The organism is Nocardia sp. NPDC058640 (assembly GCF_042716995.1).
In the GTDB taxonomy this organism is placed as follows: domain Bacteria; phylum Actinomycetota; class Actinomycetes; order Mycobacteriales; family Mycobacteriaceae; genus Nocardia.
The window spans coordinates 19,972-36,719 of record NZ_JBHXRG010000043.1; the positions used below are offsets into that span (position 1 = coordinate 19,972).

The 16,748-nt window shown below is 58.5% G+C and carries 14 protein-coding genes and 2 pseudogenes; 3 read left to right on the forward strand and 13 right to left on the reverse strand.

Annotated features, from left to right (window positions below; genetic code table 11):
- The first annotated feature begins 431 nt into the window (after positions 1-431).
- A pseudogene (istA, locus tag ACFWU5_RS27180) lies at positions 432-1,995 on the forward strand (IS21 family transposase).
- On the forward strand, positions 1,992-2,789 hold the full coding sequence (istB, locus tag ACFWU5_RS27185) for an IS21-like element helper ATPase IstB (protein WP_379269698.1): 798 nt from the start codon (positions 1,992-1,994) through the stop codon (positions 2,787-2,789). The pseudogene istA and the gene istB overlap by 4 nt, the downstream one beginning before the upstream one ends.
- A 99-nt stretch (positions 2,790-2,888) precedes the next feature.
- On the opposite strand, the gene aac(6') is transcribed toward istB, so the two are convergent.
- Both aac(6') and ACFWU5_RS27195 read right to left on the reverse strand, forming a co-directional pair.
- Positions 2,889-3,332: an aminoglycoside 6'-N-acetyltransferase gene (gene aac(6') / locus ACFWU5_RS27190; protein WP_379269699.1), complete on the reverse strand. Its 444-nt coding sequence runs from the start codon at positions 3,330-3,332 to the stop codon at positions 2,889-2,891.
- A gap of 362 nt (positions 3,333-3,694) precedes the next feature.
- Complete coding sequence (locus ACFWU5_RS27195) at positions 3,695-3,874, reverse strand: hypothetical protein (protein WP_379269700.1); 180 nt, start codon at positions 3,872-3,874, stop codon at positions 3,695-3,697.
- A gap of 108 nt (positions 3,875-3,982) precedes the next feature.
- Between ACFWU5_RS27195 and ACFWU5_RS27200 the strand changes: the two are divergent.
- Positions 3,983-4,514: pseudogene (locus ACFWU5_RS27200) on the forward strand (class I SAM-dependent DNA methyltransferase); the annotation flags it as partial.
- A gap of 548 nt (positions 4,515-5,062) precedes the next feature.
- Here the strand turns inward: ACFWU5_RS27200 and ACFWU5_RS27205 are convergent.
- The 11 genes from ACFWU5_RS27205 to ACFWU5_RS27255 form a co-directional block, all read right to left on the reverse strand.
- Positions 5,063-6,094 carry a GNAT family N-acetyltransferase gene (locus ACFWU5_RS27205; RefSeq protein WP_379269701.1) on the reverse strand — a complete coding sequence of 344 codons (1,032 nt, stop codon included), beginning with the start codon at positions 6,092-6,094 and terminating at the stop codon, positions 5,063-5,065.
- The gene (locus tag ACFWU5_RS27210) at positions 6,072-7,592 is read right to left on the reverse strand and encodes a glutamine synthetase family protein (protein WP_379269702.1); all 1,521 of its coding nucleotides are present in this window, start codon (positions 7,590-7,592) and stop codon (positions 6,072-6,074) included. The genes ACFWU5_RS27205 and ACFWU5_RS27210 overlap by 23 nt, the downstream gene beginning before the upstream one ends.
- Positions 7,589-9,004, reverse strand: a complete 1,416-nt coding sequence (locus ACFWU5_RS27215) for an amidase (protein WP_379269704.1) — start codon at positions 9,002-9,004, stop codon at positions 7,589-7,591. The genes ACFWU5_RS27210 and ACFWU5_RS27215 overlap by 4 nt, the downstream gene beginning before the upstream one ends.
- Complete coding sequence (locus ACFWU5_RS27220; RefSeq protein ID WP_379269706.1) at positions 8,997-10,229, reverse strand: hypothetical protein; 1,233 nt, start codon at positions 10,227-10,229, stop codon at positions 8,997-8,999. Before ACFWU5_RS27220 ends, ACFWU5_RS27215 begins: the two co-directional genes overlap by 8 nt.
- Positions 10,230-10,683: 454 nt before the next feature.
- Complete coding sequence (locus tag ACFWU5_RS27225) at positions 10,684-11,433, reverse strand: gamma-glutamyl-gamma-aminobutyrate hydrolase family protein (protein WP_379269707.1); 750 nt, start codon at positions 11,431-11,433, stop codon at positions 10,684-10,686.
- Positions 11,430-11,834 carry a GNAT family N-acetyltransferase gene (locus ACFWU5_RS27230; protein WP_379269709.1) on the reverse strand — a complete coding sequence of 135 codons (405 nt, stop codon included), beginning with the start codon at positions 11,832-11,834 and terminating at the stop codon, positions 11,430-11,432. Before ACFWU5_RS27230 ends, ACFWU5_RS27225 begins: the two co-directional genes overlap by 4 nt.
- Positions 11,821-13,131 (reverse strand): adenylosuccinate lyase, encoded by a 1,311-nt coding sequence (gene purB, locus ACFWU5_RS27235; protein ID WP_379269711.1) that lies wholly within the window; start codon positions 13,129-13,131, stop codon positions 11,821-11,823. The genes ACFWU5_RS27230 and purB overlap by 14 nt, the downstream gene beginning before the upstream one ends.
- A complete protein-coding gene (locus tag ACFWU5_RS27240; RefSeq protein WP_379269713.1) occupies positions 13,113-13,841 on the reverse strand; it encodes a class I SAM-dependent DNA methyltransferase in 729 nt (242 codons plus the stop codon). The genes purB and ACFWU5_RS27240 overlap by 19 nt, the downstream gene beginning before the upstream one ends.
- Positions 13,807-15,399, reverse strand: coding sequence for a hypothetical protein (locus ACFWU5_RS27245; protein ID WP_379269715.1), 1,593 nt, complete (start codon positions 15,397-15,399; stop codon positions 13,807-13,809). The genes ACFWU5_RS27240 and ACFWU5_RS27245 overlap by 35 nt, the downstream gene beginning before the upstream one ends.
- Positions 15,389-16,312, reverse strand: coding sequence for a DMT family transporter (locus ACFWU5_RS27250; protein ID WP_379269717.1), 924 nt, complete (start codon positions 16,310-16,312; stop codon positions 15,389-15,391). Before ACFWU5_RS27250 ends, ACFWU5_RS27245 begins: the two co-directional genes overlap by 11 nt.
- Positions 16,313-16,364: 52 nt before the next feature.
- Positions 16,365-16,610, reverse strand: a complete 246-nt coding sequence (locus tag ACFWU5_RS27255) for a fatty acid desaturase (RefSeq protein WP_379269719.1) — start codon at positions 16,608-16,610, stop codon at positions 16,365-16,367.
- Positions 16,611-16,748: the final 138 nt, after the last annotated feature.

Genomic DNA, 16,748 nt, shown 5'->3' on the forward strand with positions numbered 1-16,748 from the left:
GCGGTCGTCCGGGCTCGACGGCACCAGTTTCAGGTTGTAGACGCCGCGCCCGCATTCCTCGGGTAGCACCGTGAAGTCGTCGGGCCGCTCGATCCGCAGCCGTGAATAACGCCGCTCGAACTCGTCGAGAGCTTCGAATATGCCGCATCAGTGCACGGGTCGATGTGGATGTCTTCGCCGCGGCGGGTGTAGAGGTAGCGGTCGTCGCCGCGGATGGTTCTATCGGTGATCTGTGACGTCACCGATCGGTAGATCCTGACGTCGCCCCGAGCCCGAAGATGTTCGTATCGGCGAATTTTGACGTCGTGATCTTGATTGCGGTGCAAAGATGCGTGTGCTTCGCCCCATACACGCGTTGGAGGGAGTCGCCGTTGCCTCGTCAGACGAAGGTCGAGCTCTACGCCGCTATCCGACGTGACGCACGAGCGGGCATGTCGGGTCGGGCGTTGCAAACGAAGTACGGGGTCGGCTGGCGCACAGTGCAAGCCGCGACGAACGCCGCTTGGCCGAACGAGCGCAGGAAGTATCCGACGCGGGGCTCCAAGCTCGATCCGTTCAAGCCGTTCATCGACGAGGTCCTGCGGTCGGATCTGCGGGCACCACGCAAACAGCGTCACACGATCAAACGCCTGTATGCCCGGCTGCTCGACGAACACGGCATGGACGACGTCGCCTACCAGACGCTGCGTGACTATGTCGCCGAGCGAAAACCGCAGGTCCGTGTCGAGCAAGACAAAGGCCCGGCGGAGGTCTTTATCCGCCAAACCCACCGCCCCGCAGAAGAAGCCGAGGTCGACTTCGGCGACGTGACGGTCCGGCTACGCGGCGAGCTGGTGGTGGTGTGTTTGTTCGCGTTGCGGATGTCGTTTTCGGGCAAGGCCGTTCACCGCTGTTTCCTCTCCGCTGGTCAGGAAGCGTTCTTCGAAGGACACGTCCACGCCTTCAACGTGTTGGGTGGGGTGCCGTTCGGCAAAATCCGCTACGACAACCTGCGCGCCGCGGTCGCCCGGGTGATCGGATTCGCCCGGCTGCGTGAGGAATCCGACCGTTGGACCGCGTTCCGGTCTCACTACGACTTCGACGCGTTCTACTGCCGACCTGGGATCGAGGGCGCCCACGAGAAGGGTGGCGTCGAGGGCCAGATCGGGTGGTTCCGCAGAAACCACTTTGTCCCCATTCCCGAAGTCGAGTCGATCGACGAGCTCAACGAACTGGTCGACGCCTGGGACATCGCCGACGAACAGCGCCGCATCGGCGCCCGACCCCGCACCATCGGCGAACTTCTCGCCGCCGAGAAACCTCTGCTCAAACCACTTCCCGATGAACCACCCGAGACCGGGCGTTGGTTCACCCCGCGGGTCGACAAGTTCTCAGATCACCGTCCGCACCAACCACTATTCGGTGCCGGTCCGGTTGATCGGCCGCCAGGTCCGAGTGTTGTTGCACGCCAGCCACCTCATCGTCTTCGACGGCCGCACCGTCGCCGCCCGCCACGAACGACTGCCCGCCAAAGCGCAGACACGCCTGGACCTGGACCACTACCTCGAAGGACTACTGCGCAAACCCGGTGCTCTGCCGGGCGCTACTGCGCTCGAACAGGCCCGCGCCGCGGGCAAGTTCACCCCGGTCCACGAAGCCTGGTGGTCAGCGGCCCGCCATTCCCACGGCGAACGAGACGGCACCCGAGCGTTGATCGAAGTGCTTCTGCTACACCGATATCTGCCCCACGACCACGTCGTCGCCGGCCTCGCGGCCGCGCTACAGGCCGGGGCACTTACCGCGGACGCGGTCGCGTTGGAAGCCCGCAAGATCGGTGAATCCGCAGCTTCCGAACCCGCGGTCGTCGAGCTCGACGAGCCGGGTCCGGTCTCCTCGCTGACGCGGCGCCGCCTGGCCGCGCTCCCTCCGGATCGGCGGCCGCTGCCCTCGGTCGCGGCCTATGACCAGTTGCTTCGCCGAACTCCGTCCACGACGAAAGGGAGCACCACAGCATGAGCATCACCGCACCACGCCGCCACGGCATGACCGATCAAGCCGCAGACGCAGCCGTCGACCAAGCCTGCCGAATGCTACGCCTCCCTACCATCCGGGCTCAGTTCAACGAGATCGCCGAAGGCGCGACCCGTGAGCAGATGACCTACCGGGCATTCTTGGCCGAACTATTGCTCGCCGAATGCGATGACCGCGCCCGACGGCGCAGCGAACGCCGCATCCGCGCTGCGGGGTTTCCGCGCGACAAGTCGTTGCGCGCGTTCGATTTCGAAGCTAACCCCAACGTCGACCCCGCGACGATCCATACCTTGGCCAACGGCGAATGGATCAAGAAGGGGTTCCCGCTCTGTTTGATTGGTGACTCCGGCACGGGCAAATCCCACCTGCTCATCGCGTTGGGAACCGAAGCCGCCATGCAAGGTCACCGCGTGAAATACACGCTGGCCACGAAGCTGGTCAACGAGCTCGTCGAGGCCGCTGACGACAAACAACTCACGAAGACGATCGCCCGCTACGGGCGCGTCGATCTTCTCTGCATCGACGAGCTCGGCTACATGGAACTCGACCGCCGCGGCGCGGAACTGCTGTTCCAGGTGTTGACCGAACGCGAGGAGAAGAACTCCGTCGCAATCGCGTCCAACGAGTCGTTCTCCGGCTGGACCAAAACCTTCACCGATCCCAGGCTTTGCGCCGCGATCGTCGACCGACTCACCTTCGGCGGTCACATCATCGAAACCGGCACCGATTCCTACCGGCTTGCCCGCACCGCCCAAGCCAAAGCCGCTGCCGCTGGGTGACGTCAAGATTCACCGATGGTTACCAGGTCAACACCCAAATTCGCCCAGCCGCAAACTAGATGCCTCAAGGATCGTCGCGGCTGGGCTACCAATGCTGGTTCACAGCATCTTCCGGTAGTACACGACACGTTCGCGTTCGGCGAAGCCCAGAGCGGCGTGCATTTGCTGTCCCGTGACGTTGCCCAGAAGAGCGTCGGAGCCGAGTTCGGTGCAGCCCTGGTCGCGGCCCCAGGCCTCCAGCGCCTCGCACAAAGCCCGGGCAACTCCGCTTCTGCGGTGGGCGGGAACGACGAAGAGACCTTCGAGGAAAGCAACCGGTGAGGTGTCACATCCGTTGACGTAGTCATGGCGCAACGCGATCTCACCGAACCCAACTGCCGAGCCGCGATCATCGCGGGCGAGAAATGCGGCCGCGACGCCGGAGCCGTCGTATTGTTCGCCGACGTCGGCACGATGCTCATCGACAGAGGCTTCGGGCCACAGTTGCGCCCGAAGGGAAGCCAACTCGTCCAGATCGTCCGCCCCACAGGGAAGTATGCGCATGCCCGGCACAATATGCCCGGGCGGCAACTGTCTCAAGCGATTTCGACACACGGCATCACGGCCATCCGCATGCACACGCGCAAACCCGCCCCACCCTCGGTGACGTCAAAATTCGCCGATCGAGTCGGCCCGATATGTCACTGAGTGACGGCGGGATTCACCGATAACCGACGTCAATATTCACCAGCACAACCACCGCGGACGTCGAACCAGCTCACGTACCGCGGTGGGGCCGGGCGGGGAGTCTGGCAATCGTGGCTTATCTTGACGTGCCCGCTGCTGGTTCGGGGTGCTGCCAACAGTTTGCGCATCCGAATCGACTCCCGGCTTCGACCGGAGGTCCAGGAATCCTCCGGTGTCGATCATGCAGGCGCGCCGGGCTTTCCACCATCCGGCCTGCAGTGCCGACGGCGCTGCTGCCTGCCACCGATGCCACCATCCGCGGGGACGACAGTGACCGACCCGACGTGAATCGACACGTCGCCACCGTCCTCGTCGGTCTCGCCGGGGTACTGCACGACGGCGACGCCGATGTCGCTCACGATCGCACCGAAGGCGCGGATCGGTGATCGGCGGTGGCCCACGATCTCGACCTTGGTCTCTGGTTCGAAAATCGTGCGCAGGACAGGACCGGGATAAGGTCCGCATCGTCACGCACGTTGACCGAGGACGCTTTCCGCGGGCGCAAGCTCGACTTCTGCATGTCCAACCCCGCCCTATGGCGTCGACTGGAAGCAGTACGCGAAGGCGATCACCAAGGAACGCGACGAGGCCGGGCCGTACGGCCGGTTCGCCCCCGGCCTGCCAGCCACCACGGACGGCCAGATGCTGTTCCTACTGCACCTGGCCAACAAGATGCGAGCACCTGAGGACAGCGGCGGACGCGTCTGCATTGTCATGAACGGATCGCCACTGTTCAACGGTGCCGCATGATCCGGGCCGTCGAATATCCGAAAGTGGTTGTTGGAGAACAACCTCGACGAAGCGATCGTCGCACTACCGACCAACATGTTCTTCAACACCGGCATCGCCACCTACATCTGGATACTCGACAACGCTAAGCACCCAGAGCGCAAGGGGACCGTCGAGCTCATCGACGGTTCCGGGTTCTGGACCAAGATGCGGAAAAACCTGGGGTCCAAAGGCCGTGAGATCAGCGACGAGGACCGCGCCCAGGTTGTTGTACAGGGTTGTCGCGACACACCAAGCTCAGCGGCGATCTGCTCGCCTGTTTTGCCTTCCGCGGTCAGCTCGTCCGCGCGACGCAGTTTGCGCACGATGTCCTCGGCGGAATGCCGCTTCCGACCAGCCATAAACTCTCAGTGTCCCTTCCAGCCCGCGTCGGGCCAACAGAACGCTGGTATTAGATAGACGAATCCATGGGGGCCAAGGCCATTGTCTTGAGCTGGACGCGCAGGCACTGGCGGAGGGCGGGAAAATCCGCCTGTGTACGCGTGACGACATGCTGGAGGGATCGGGGAGGCGCTGAGCTGGGTTTCGGGGGCCTGGGGTTTCCCGACCATCGGGAACCGCCGCGACGATCACCGCGGTAGTGTCCCTCTCACAGCTCCGAGGCACCGGCCGTGCAGCGCCCATTGACATGCGCTGCACGGCAAATCTCGCTATAGCTCGGTGTTGGAAATAGCCGATCGTTATCTCGGAGCGACTCGCATTCACTTCGAACCTTGATCTATTGGCAGAGTCGAACCGAGCGATGTGCCACCATCAAGCTATCTAGTGGACAACCGGCTGTCTGTCAAATATGCATTCAGTGGTTGGGCGGCCATACCGTACCGCTCTTTGAACGGTCCGTTACGCCGACCGCCCTCAAGTCTGGGAACACCAATCTGGAAGCCGAGTCGAAGGGTTTCTGCCCAAATCAGATAGTAGGGACTAAAGGGCAGCCCAGGGTCTCGAATCCATCCGCACGCCCAAGCATGGATCCGACTACTATCGGCAAAGATGATTCCCATCGCCAAGAGAGTCCCGGCACTGGAGATTTCGATGATGCGGGCAGACGGGGCCTCCGCCAGGAATGCGGCGAGCCTTTCGGCGCTGTAGTAGCCAGGTGAGCCCACTCGCGCCATCGTCGACTCGAACAGTTTGAGCTGGTTGAGGTCCTCATCGGCCGATGCCGAGCGGTGTGTTACTACAACCCCCGCGTCCCGGGCTCTGTTTTGATGGCGTCGATACTCACGCCTGGCGCTCCGGTCAAGACGTGCGAGGTATCCTTCCTCGTCGCCGCACGCGTTCAGGTCCAACCAGTAGCGAGTGTCGATCGGAGCCGCGATAAGCCCGATAGATTCCAATGCATTGGCTGTTGGTGAGTCTGCCGCGACATTGATGAACCCACAGCGCCGCAGTCCAGCCTGATGGGCGATGTGTCGCATAGCGCCGATGGCGATCTCGGCGACCTCGGGCGATATTTCTGCGGACGCAACGAGTCGTGAATCGGAACAATGCCAAACATGACTCAATAGAGCCAATTCTGTATCTGCGAGACCCAATGCCTGGAGCGGATCTCCTTGGGCGTAGCAGGGCGCAAACGCGATCGGCTTCCCACTGCGACCATAGATCTCTAGGTACCACTGATCATGAACCGGTTGGATCGGGTGGAGGCCGTAGGCTTGCAGAAATTCAAGACTGTAGTTGAAATTTGCATCGCTGGCTTCGATCATCTGAACGATGGCAGGGTTGATATCATCGACGTTCTTAACGATACGAGTACTATTTACTACATCAATAATTGGCGAAGTACTCACGTTTGTCCCAATCTAGATTGCCCATTTCTTCTTCGCACGTCTTCGTCCAAATTCGATATCGCTCCAATTCGCTATTCTTGAGGTTGATGAGCAGTCGGCTAAGCGGATCTCCCAGTGTTCTCTTGTAGAGATCACTGGCCTCGAAGAAGCACAGGGCAGTTGCGAGGTCCCGCGGAAGCTCGGATGCTCTCGCGGAATGCGGATCATCAATTTGCGGTGGCGGAAGAGCGCCCCTACGGACTCCGTCGAGGCCAGCGGCGAGTTGCGAGGCTAGATAGAGGTAAGGATTCGCGCATGGCTCGCCTATCCTGTTCTCAATATGGGTCGATGCCGCACCGAAACCACCGAGAACGCGTAGGAATGCGCCACGATTCTCGACCGCCCATCCGATGCGGTCGGGGGATAAAGTATTCTGCTCGCCAAGTCGGCGGTAGCCGTTCAGTGTGGAAACACACATCACTGTAGCCGCTGATGCATTTTCGATTATGCCAGCTAAATAACTCATACCTTCATCGCTGAGCGGATTCCGCCCGGTTGTGTCGACGAAGGTATTACGTCGAGAAGACTTTTCAGCAAGGGATTGGTGTAGATGCCACCCACTGGTATCGAACCCAGGGAAAGGCGGCACTGCCATGAATGAAGCGTGATATCCCAGTCGCGCACACACCTGTTTGGTGACAGTACGGAATAGGAGCATCGCGTCTGCCGCTGCAAGTCCTTCAAGCGGCGCGAAGGTAAATTCGAGTTGTCCCGGCCCGGACTCATGCTCGATCGTCCGTAATGGAAGGTCTAGCGTGAGGAGGAACTGCGAGAGCGGATGGAGAACGGGCTCTAATGCATCAATGTACCCATCATGGTTGAACTGGTATCCTGTGTTCACTGGATTAACACACGGCGGTTCGCCAGGCGTGCCGAATCGTCCGACCGAAGCCAGTTGTGTATCCGACGTCCTCTTGGTGAGATACCATTCCACTTCGAGCCCCACCGTGAATTCTCTGTCGAGATCGCCTAGGTCGTTGGTGAGGCGGCGTAGCGCGGCACGTCCGGACAGTGGATGTGGCAACCCATCTCGCAGATACTCATCGCCGATGACCCATCCGGTTCTAGCGCTCGTGTACGGAAGCTCTCGGAACGTCAGAGGGTCCGGTACCAGGAGGAAATCGCCGGCGCCGGTCAGCTCGGGGACACCCAACTCAGCCCCCTCAGCGAAGATGTCAAACGGGATCGTGTGTGCCGTATCGAAGATGAATGGTCCTGGGCTGAAGTCCATCCCGTTGCGCAGGACAACTCGGAACGCCTCGGCCGTGAGCATCTTCGATCTAGCCAGCCCGTGCGGATCGCAGAAGACGAGCCGCACGAAGTCGAGGTCCTCCAATTGGGCCTCTAGACAGCGGGCAGCTTCATACTGATCGTCGGTCCACAGACCGTATTGCCGGACAAAGTCATGACTTCCGACCGTAGTTGATTCAAAACATTTACTGGTCCGGGGATGCCTCACAGGCGGCACAATTTGCTCATTTCATTCTTTATCAAGGCGCGGTAGTGCGGAAGCGTCTGTTCGATCGTTTCTGCGACTGAGACAAGTAGTGGCTCCTCATTCCACCTCGCTACCAGCTGCAACCCGACGGGGAAGCCTCTGGGGCTAAGACCTACAGGTATCGAGATGGCGGGTTGGCCGGTGAGGTTGAACGGATACGTCGCTGAACACCAGTGAAGCCATTCCATCGGATCCACGTGCGAGTCTTGGTGGTCAGGTCTGCACGAATTCACAGGAAACGGTTCGATCGGAACCGTAGGCATCGCCAGTATGTCCCATCTCTCCATCAACCGTGCCATAGATTGGGTGAGGCGGGCACGAGTTCTCTCAGCGCTCAACACCTCGGTCCCACTCAGTGTTCGGCCGTAGTTCACGACCGCCAGACGCTCTAGGTCGGTAGTGGGATCAGAGGCAGATGGCTGGCTTCCGGCCTCCGCTGCCAGTAATACAGTCAACTCGTCGTACAAATCCGGAAACGGCGTGCCAATTGAATCGACGATATGCCCCTGCTCCTCGAGGACCCTAAGGGCGGACACGCAGGCACGTTGGACATCCGACTCAGCGTGGTACGGCCCGGGTGGGTCAACCCATCCGATTCGCAACTGACCGATCGGTGGCGGGCTACATGGCGGTACCGATAGCGAATAGGGGTCGGCGGGGTCGGGCCCCGACATAACTTCCATTAGTGTGGCCGCATCGGCAACTGTCCGAGCAAGGGGACCCATATGTGAAAGGCGCTCAGGGCTGAGAGGTTCGTACGGTACTCGTCCAAAGGTTGGCTTCAGACCAACGATGCCGCAAAATGCAGCTGGCACACGGATCGATCCAGCTCCGTCGGTGCCAATTGCGGCCGTACCCACGCCGACAGCGATCGATGCGGCGGCCCCGCCACTTGACCCACCGGAACTGTAGTTAATATTCCATGGATTGCTCGTAGCCGGAGTGAGCTGGTTACTGGTGCCAGCGCTCCAACCGCATTCAGATGTAACTGTCTTCCCGAGAATAACGGCCCCAGCCGCGCGCAATCGGGCCACCGCGATAGCATCAGCCCGGGGAGTCCAATCACGACTCTCAAGTGAGCCGCGGGTTGTCCGCAGCCCCGCAGTAGGGACGAGATCCTTCACGGAAATCGCGACGCCGAGCAGCGGTGCTCGGTCCCAGGCGCCAACGCCGTCTTGATGGATCCGGTTGTCAGCGATTGCCGCCTGATCCAGGGTGTACGCGCGATCCACCGTTACGAAGGCATGTAGCATGGGTTCGACGCTGTCCAAACGGGCTAGAGTCCATTCGACCAACTCCACGACCGAAAGCTCCCGCGATGAGAGCATGGATCGTATATCCGCGATCGTTGCACCATTCAAGAACTCATCCATAGGACTGCCGATACCATTCGTTGTCGAAACCGTCAATATCCAATTCGAGGCGTGAGGTTTCCTTGTAGAACGCCGCAAGAAGCCAACTCGCCGCCACCGCCTGGCGAAGGGAGCCTGGCTCGAACGGAGCTCCGTCGGTGCGCATCAAACGGAGATCATACAGGCCTGGCAACTGCCGACCATCGAATTCGATTCCGAAGGGGACACGAACCGCATGGCGAACACCGAAGTTCACATGGCCGGTGTGATGCTGGTCCGACCATTCGGTCACATCTGCCACGCTCGGAGCAAAATACCAGTCACGTTCAGGTGACTCCTGATGTATTCCTAGGGTGTGCGGCAAGTAGTGCCATGTATTATAACGCATTCTAGTGCTGTATGCACAAAGCGTTTGAACCAAGTCGGATTGTGAATCAGTAAACCTCTCACGAAAGGCGGTGCTGGGTGTGACACAGCAGAAGAAGTCGGATGTCCGTAATGACAGCGGAAGGTCACCGACAGGGGGCGTAGAGCGAAGGGGAGAAAATCGTTTGGGCCCTCGACTCATGGCGACATCACACGAGAATCCGTCGGCAAGGGAGGCTAGATAGCCGTGCAGTGCGTGTTCGATAGGAGCCTGGAACTCAGGTCGCCCTGGGCTGAGCGCCAGCATTTCAACAGCCGGTCGGATGGCTGAATTCAACTGCTTAAAGTCATTTCCCGGAGCCAACTCACCCATGCCGAGGTTCGCCCAGTAATCGATGGCATGCGTTGGAATGTCGGCGATTTGCAGCGGAACCCGCATCCAGTGTTCGGATTTACACAGGGTCAGTCCGTTGATCATTCGGTAGGCTGTCCGCCCCGAGGTAACTGCCTCCGCACGAGCGGTCGCGGACTGCTGGGCCAAAAGCTCCAGCGATGGGGCCACATCAACGGAATCGCTGTGCGGGGGAATATCAACGCCAAGTTCGAGAAGGCCTCGCCGCAATATTGTCTCGATACGGTCGGGGAGCAACTGTTTCCCATTGAGTTCTTCCACACGAGTAGGAGGACCCGATTGCAGGACTATAGAAAGCCCTGCCACAAGTCCTGCGTCTTCGACAGCCCATTGTTCAACCGGCGTTTGGCGTAAGATTGTCAACACGCTCTCAGGTGAACCCGGCGCAATGCTTTTGCCAGGAAGATTCGCCGACCGCCCGAGATTCAGGTAGCTTTGATCTCCCACATGCAGGATCACAGGTGCCATGTGCAATAGACAATACTCGATATAGTCCAGCTGGTTATGTATCTCCTCCGGGGATGATCTGCCCAGCCATCGTCGGAGTTCGGCACATACCGAGTGGTCGGCCGCCCGCGCTGCCGCTACAGCCTCATCGAGGTGCTGCGGTCGGTGTCCATGCCAATCGATCGTACCAATCGGATGTGCCGGGTTGGGAGCGATTTCGATCCCGGAGGATATATGTAGACGACCAGTCGTCGCGAGCAACAGATATTCGCAGCCAGGCAATGGGTACGTCGAAAGGACTGGGTTCGAGCTCTCCAGCACATCTAGCAGTTTGAGATCTGGCCTAGCCAGGGCAGCTCGGCCGCTGTCTGCGGGCTGCCGGCCGTCCAAAGTGAGGGCCATTTGCACGGCATCCAGCGCGAGGGTGCACTGGGATGCCTTGTCTGCAACGGCGGCAAGGAGCGCTTGAAACCCATCAGTCTTTAGTGGACGCATCTGCACTCCCCCTGTGAGCGACTTGCACGAATGAGGTAAACAGTGCCTGTCCGTCGATCATCACTTCTGGATGCCATTGCACCCCTACTACGAAATCGTGATGATCGAGCTGAATCGACTCGATGACCCCGTCCGAGCTAATGCCCGTGACGATCAACCCCTGACCGAGGCGATCAATGGCCTGATGGTGGTAGCAAGGCGCCACAATGGACGTACCCAAAGTAAGACCCGGTTCTCGTGACGCGTCCAATGCAATCCGATTTGATCCAAAATTCGCTCCGGCCGGTTGGTGGTTATTGGTTCCCAAATCATCAGGTAGGTGTTGATGGAGACTTCCGCCAAGCAACACGCTTAGCACCTGCATTCCTCGACATACACCCAAAAAGGGCTTCCTTTGATCCAATGCGCATTGTAAGAGTTCGAATTCCCACGCATCGCGGTCCAACTGTAGAGAACTGGTAGCGGGCGCTGCCGAAGGACTGTTTCGATGAGGATCGATATCTGGCCCGCCAACGATAAGTAACGCATCGATTGTGCGGATCAGACGCTCCGCCGTCCTGTGTAGAGCCAATGAATTGGCAGGCGGCAATAGAATCGGGTGCCCGCCCGAACCTCTGATCTTGTCGATGAAATCGGTTGGGACCAAGGACGCCGACCTGTGCCAGCCCCGCCAACTTGCTTGTTCTTGATAAGTGCTGATACCTATAATCGGCGCTTCTAGCGTTGTCATTTTAATGCGTCCAGCACCCAGGCTGAATTGTGTCTATTGAATCCGATTCGCGGATAATATTCCATAGCATCGGGTGCGGAGAGTAGCACAATCTTCGAACGCGGCGCGGCCGCAGCCGTTGCCCGGATCAAATCTTTTCCGATGCCCATACGCTGGAAATCAGCGTGGACCGCTAGGTCGCAGAGGTAGGTAACGTAGTCGGTGTCCGTCAGTGACCTTGACAGCCCCACGAGTCGGTCACCGATGCGAGCCGTGGCAATGAGGTTGGATCCCACGAGCATCGACCGCAATCGTTCGCTGTCGTCGCTCGGGCGCCGTTCAGCCAATGTCGATGCACGGTAAAGCGATTGAACCTCGCTCACATCGAGTCCAGTGCCATCTACAATCTCAATATTCCACATGGATGAATTCCTCCAGTCGGGCTCGTAGCTCTGTGCGACTTCCTAAGAAGGCTTGGTGATCGAAAGTCGTTGCAGCCACCGTCACGTTACGCTCTCGTAAAATTTCATGGAGATGCCGACCGCTTTCCCAACTCTCAAGGCTTGCAGCCTGAACTGCGCGATAGGATGAGTCTCTGTCTGAACCATTTGCGACCATTTCGAGCATGATTGGTGCACTATAAATGAGCCCGTTGGTACTGTTGAGATTCTCCAACATCTTCTCGGGGAAGACTCGCATACCGTCGATTACCTCGATTGCGGTGTGCACTTGAAAGTGAGCAATCGTAAGACTGTCGGGCAACGTAATCCGTTCTACCGATGAGTGCGCAAGATCTCGCTCATGCCACATTGCGACATTTTCTAGAGCGGCCCCAGCGTTAGCTCGTAACAATCGGGCGAGTCCGCATATCCGCTCACTCGTAGTTGGATTTCGCTTGTGTGGCATGGCGCTCGAACCCTGGTACGCCGCAGTACGCGGCTCTTCGATCTCGCGGACCTCAGTCCGCTGGAGCAACCGGAGTTCAAGCCCGAGTTGTTCGACGACAGCGCCGAGCACCGCAACGGCATTGAGCACCTCTGCGTGCCTATCACGCGCTACGACCTGGCTAGGGAACAGTTCAGGACGCAGGCTGAGTCGTTCGCAAACAAACGATTCAACCCTGGGGTCGACACTGGAATAGGTGCCGACTGGACCGGAGATGGTGCCAACTGCGATGGCGGCCCGGGCTGCCGCGAGTCGTCGGACCGACCGATCGACCGCTGCGGCGATGCCAGCCATTTTATGGCCGAAGGTTGTTGGCTCCGCGTGAACCCCGTGCGTACGCGCAACACACAACGTGTCCCAGTGCTCGATAGCACGTCGCGCCAGGGCGCTTCGCAGCTGTTCGGACGCGGCAATCAACAAGTCGCAAGCGTCGGCCAGAGTGCGGCCCAGCGCCGTGTCGACGATGTCATAGCTGGTAACGCCAAAATGCAGCCAGCGAGAGGCAATGCTCGGCATTCCCTCGGTATACGCCGCAAGAAATGCAAGCAGTTCGTGATCGCGTTCCTTCTCGTACTGGGCGACTCGCTCAGGTGAGGGTACCGGAGAGCCTCGGATGATACTCACGACATCGGCGGGTATCGTTCCAATTTCGCTCCATGCCTCGCAGACCAAGATCTCGACTCTTGCCCACGACGCAAATTTTTCAGTATCAGTCCAAAGTCTTGCCATCTCAGGACGTGCGTAACGAGCTAACACTAGGCGCGAACCGCCCATAGCACAGTGCTGCGCATGATCCCTGGTATCGGACCATTGGCAAGGTCTGAGCGCATTTCCTCCAGACCGCTGCGATATTCCTGCTCGGAAATCAAGTGCAGGTTGGAATAACAGCGATCTTCGAAGCCGGACAACTCTTCAACCTCGTAAACGCTTTCGATCATTACTTCGTCCAGTGCCTGGAATCCGGCTGCGGACAGTTCGGACTTAACGAATGAAACAGGGTGGTAACGAGCGAGATCTACCGGAACAGTCGCGGGGAAATACTTTGCCATTGGTTTGCGGTTTTCAATGATGTAGGCGGACTCGGTCACATTACAAAAGAGTCCTCCTGGCGCTAGCGAACGGAAGGCCGCACCGAAGTAGAGATCGGGTCTGCGGACGTAGTGAAGCATGTCGACAGACAGAATGAGATCGAGAGACGCTGGTACTTCCCACAGATCTTCCGCTGTCCCGACTCGGAGTTCGAGATCAAGCGGCGATGCGGCGGCTTCGGCGAGCATCTCGGTCGAAGGATCGACACCGATACACCTGGCTCCGGTCGCATACTTGATTGCTGAAAGATGATTCGCCGTTCCGCAGCCGATCTCCAGAACATTTGATTCTGAGTGTAGATCGGACCGCTCTAGAATATGCTCGACGAGGCCAGGATACGTCCGCCGGTGTTTCGAATATTCAGCGGCAAGCAAATTGTAGTCGAGAGTGCCCATCAATTTTTCCTTGTTCTAGGTTCAGAAATGACATTTTTGCCCGGCTCAGATACCAAACGACATAGGCATACGTTGCAAACCATGCCGAACTGGTCCGTAGTGATCGCTCATACTTCAGCCACCCTAGGAGGGAAGCGGCGGCGCCGATGTATAACCGTGTTCGCATGCGATCTGGTGATTCACCACTGGGCGGGACCCGCAACATCTGAGCTTCCACTGCTTGGAGGGCGGCCGAGCTCTGGAATGGAAGGTCTAGTCCTGACAGGTCGAGCACGTCTCGGTTGAGGGTAGGTGCCGCACAAAACAGCTCATCGGTGTTGCCTTGATCGACAGCGGCAAGGATTGCTGCCATAGGCAGCAATCCATGGAGCAGCGTCGATAGATCGAAAACAGGGTCACCGAAACCCTCGTCAGGCCTTCGATGCCCTTCCCAGACTGTGCGAGGATCTATCAACGCAATACGGCCATCTGTGCGGCGAAGGACATTGCTCAGGTAGATATCGCCGTGCATTGCGCTGCCTGTGTCAGGCAGTAACTCGTCGATAACCTCGTCCAGCCAGCGCGCTGCGGCGGACAGGCCGGCGACGGAGGAGCCATCTGGTAGGCGAACCCGAGCGCCGCAAAGCTCTCCGACATCCATCTCGGGTACTAGGCTGAGGAAGGTATCCTGGAAGTCTTGGTGCACTGGTAGCGCGTGAAATCGTCCGCGGTACAGGTAGTCCGCAACAGTCGGCCTTTCTGCTTGCGACGTACCGATGTACCACGCAGCAAGCGTGTCAAAGAATGGCCGGAGAGCGGAATTCGCATCGTCCCGTAGAGCGGTACGTGCTTCATTAGCGAATACGCGGTCGACCAGCATCGCTGGTTTCAATGCGCCCATCACATTAACAGCGCGCTCGCCCTCGTTGATTACGGCGAGGACATCTGGGAAGAGCGGTGAAGAACCAGATTGTTTGAGCTTACAGTTTGCTTTGGTGATGAACTCCGCCTCGGCCTCGATTACCTCCCGCGGACCTATCTTCGCGACCACATCGCAATCCGCATGAAACTGTATGACACCGATCGAATCGGAACCCGGTTTATGCCACCTCACGAATTTCGGTTCGGCCGGTAGGCCAGCGGCCTGAGACCACCCGCGCATCCGCACCAATTCGATGGACTCCACCATTAGTTCCAATGTGTTGCGCGACAACGACTCAAGCTCAAACCGGTGCCCGCTCAGCACTGGTCCTAACATATATGCAGCGGGTCGTCCCTGGGTCGAGAGCGCCTTGAAGTCCTCAAGCGCGTAGGTCGTGGCGAACCGCAACGTATTTATCTCGGCCGGAATGGAATCCAACGTTGCTACGACTGTCGAAATCCCGAAGTGCTGCAAGTGCTGGGATGCCGAGACCAGTGCGGACAGCGCCGACGCATCGACACTGTGATCGCCTGTTGTCACCAGTAACGTGGGACCGAGGCCCCGATTGACAACGATACTGTGAGAAGCTACTCGATTCGCTCTCTCCAATTCGTCTGTTGTCGCAGTACGGGCATTTTCCAACGGTTCAGTGACCATCGGCGTAAGTCTCCATTTTAGGTTTAGAGGAAATTCCCAATTGTTCTTCGCTTCTCCCTCCATGCCGTACGGCCGCTGTACCCGCAAATATCACGAGAGCGATGCCTGAGAGTTGAGTCGCAGACATCTGTTGGCCGAGTATCAGGAAACCGATAAGACACGCCAGCGCCGGTTCGAAACTCATCAAGGTAGAGAAGGCGCTAGCTCGCATCCCGCGCAATGCTTGCATTTCGAGTATGTATGGCAGGAGGGGTAGCAGTATTGCTGCGAATATCGCCATTGCGACGATGTTGACGTTTAGGTTCGGGAGAGCTTGTGGTGCACCGAACGGCGTTGAAACTGCACATGCCACCAACATTGCAACTGTGAGCCCGGAGAACCCCTGGAATGCATCACCGACGCGTTGACTTAGAAGGACGTACCCGCCGAGGAATACCCCGGCGGCAGCACCAAGTAGAATTCCAATTACATCGAAGCTGTCAAGCCATGGCTGAGAAACGAGAATAACGCCAACAACGGCAATGATCGGCCAGATGAAGTCTCGTCGGGTTCGAGAGCCGGCGATTGCTACAGCAAAAGGTCCCAAATACTCAAGACAGCTCGCTACGCCGAGTGGAATTCTTGCGATTGCCCCAAAGTAGCAAAGGGTCATAAGGGCGGACATCACACCGAGACCGCATGCATAGACGATCGAGATCGCCGAAGCTCCCCTTAGCCGTGGTCTTACGAATATCGTAAGAACCAGAGCGGCGATCAGAAGTCGCAGCCAGGCTGTTCCGCTGGTTCCAGAAACTGGGAAGAGATGGATAGATACTGCCGAACCAGTTTGTACCGAGAGCATGCCGCCAACGCCCATGAGTGCGGCCGTGCGCGCATCTTGGAACGGGGACTTTATGCGTGGAAGAACGTTCATTCGGTAATCCTAGCTTGTGGTTAAGGGAACGGCAGCACCCCCTATTGAAAGACTACTTCGTGGAGTCGATAGTCTTGATGTCAGTGAATCCGCCCAGCCGTGCGGCGGTGTTGCCGGAGGATACTTGTCGGACAATATCCCTGAATTGCCAAAATACTGTTCGGGATGCTGGGCCCGTGTCATCGATTACGTTCGCGTATAACTTGTCCCGCAATCGGGCCTCGTGCGCTTTCGGTAGATTCCAGTACGGAATCATCGGCGACAGGTGGTGATCTAGGTGATAGCCTTCGTTGTGCATCCCGAGGAAATGATAGGATATCGGACCGAGTGCACGATGCCTAGAGGATTATTCACGAGGCCCGCCAGAAATGCAGTCCGATAACTGCCGAAACTGTTTCAGCGAAGGTGTTGAATGGGCGCCGGTAGTCGGTGTGGA

Bases quoted from the DNA above. Each gene is read 5' to 3' on its own strand.
- istB (WP_379269698.1), top strand. From the start codon at position 1,992: ATGAGCATCACCGCACCACGCCGCCACGGCATGACCGATCAAGCCGCA.
- ACFWU5_RS27215 (WP_379269704.1), bottom strand. From the start codon at position 9,004: ATGGATGAGTTCTTGAATGGTGCAACGATCGCGGATATACGATCCATG.
- ACFWU5_RS27220 (WP_379269706.1), bottom strand. From the start codon at position 10,229: ATGGCACCTGTGATCCTGCATGTGGGAGATCAAAGCTACCTGAATCTC.
- ACFWU5_RS27225 (WP_379269707.1), bottom strand. From the start codon at position 11,433: ATGACAACGCTAGAAGCGCCGATTATAGGTATCAGCACTTATCAAGAA.
- ACFWU5_RS27230 (WP_379269709.1), bottom strand. From the start codon at position 11,834: ATGTGGAATATTGAGATTGTAGATGGCACTGGACTCGATGTGAGCGAG.
- purB (WP_379269711.1), bottom strand. From the start codon at position 13,131: ATGGGCGGTTCGCGCCTAGTGTTAGCTCGTTACGCACGTCCTGAGATG.
- ACFWU5_RS27240 (WP_379269713.1), bottom strand. From the start codon at position 13,841: ATGGGCACTCTCGACTACAATTTGCTTGCCGCTGAATATTCGAAACAC.
- ACFWU5_RS27245 (WP_379269715.1), bottom strand. From the start codon at position 15,399: ATGGTCACTGAACCGTTGGAAAATGCCCGTACTGCGACAACAGACGAA.
- ACFWU5_RS27250 (WP_379269717.1), bottom strand. From the start codon at position 16,312: ATGAACGTTCTTCCACGCATAAAGTCCCCGTTCCAAGATGCGCGCACG.
- ACFWU5_RS27255 (WP_379269719.1), bottom strand. From the start codon at position 16,610: ATGCACAACGAAGGCTATCACCTAGATCACCACCTGTCGCCGATGATT.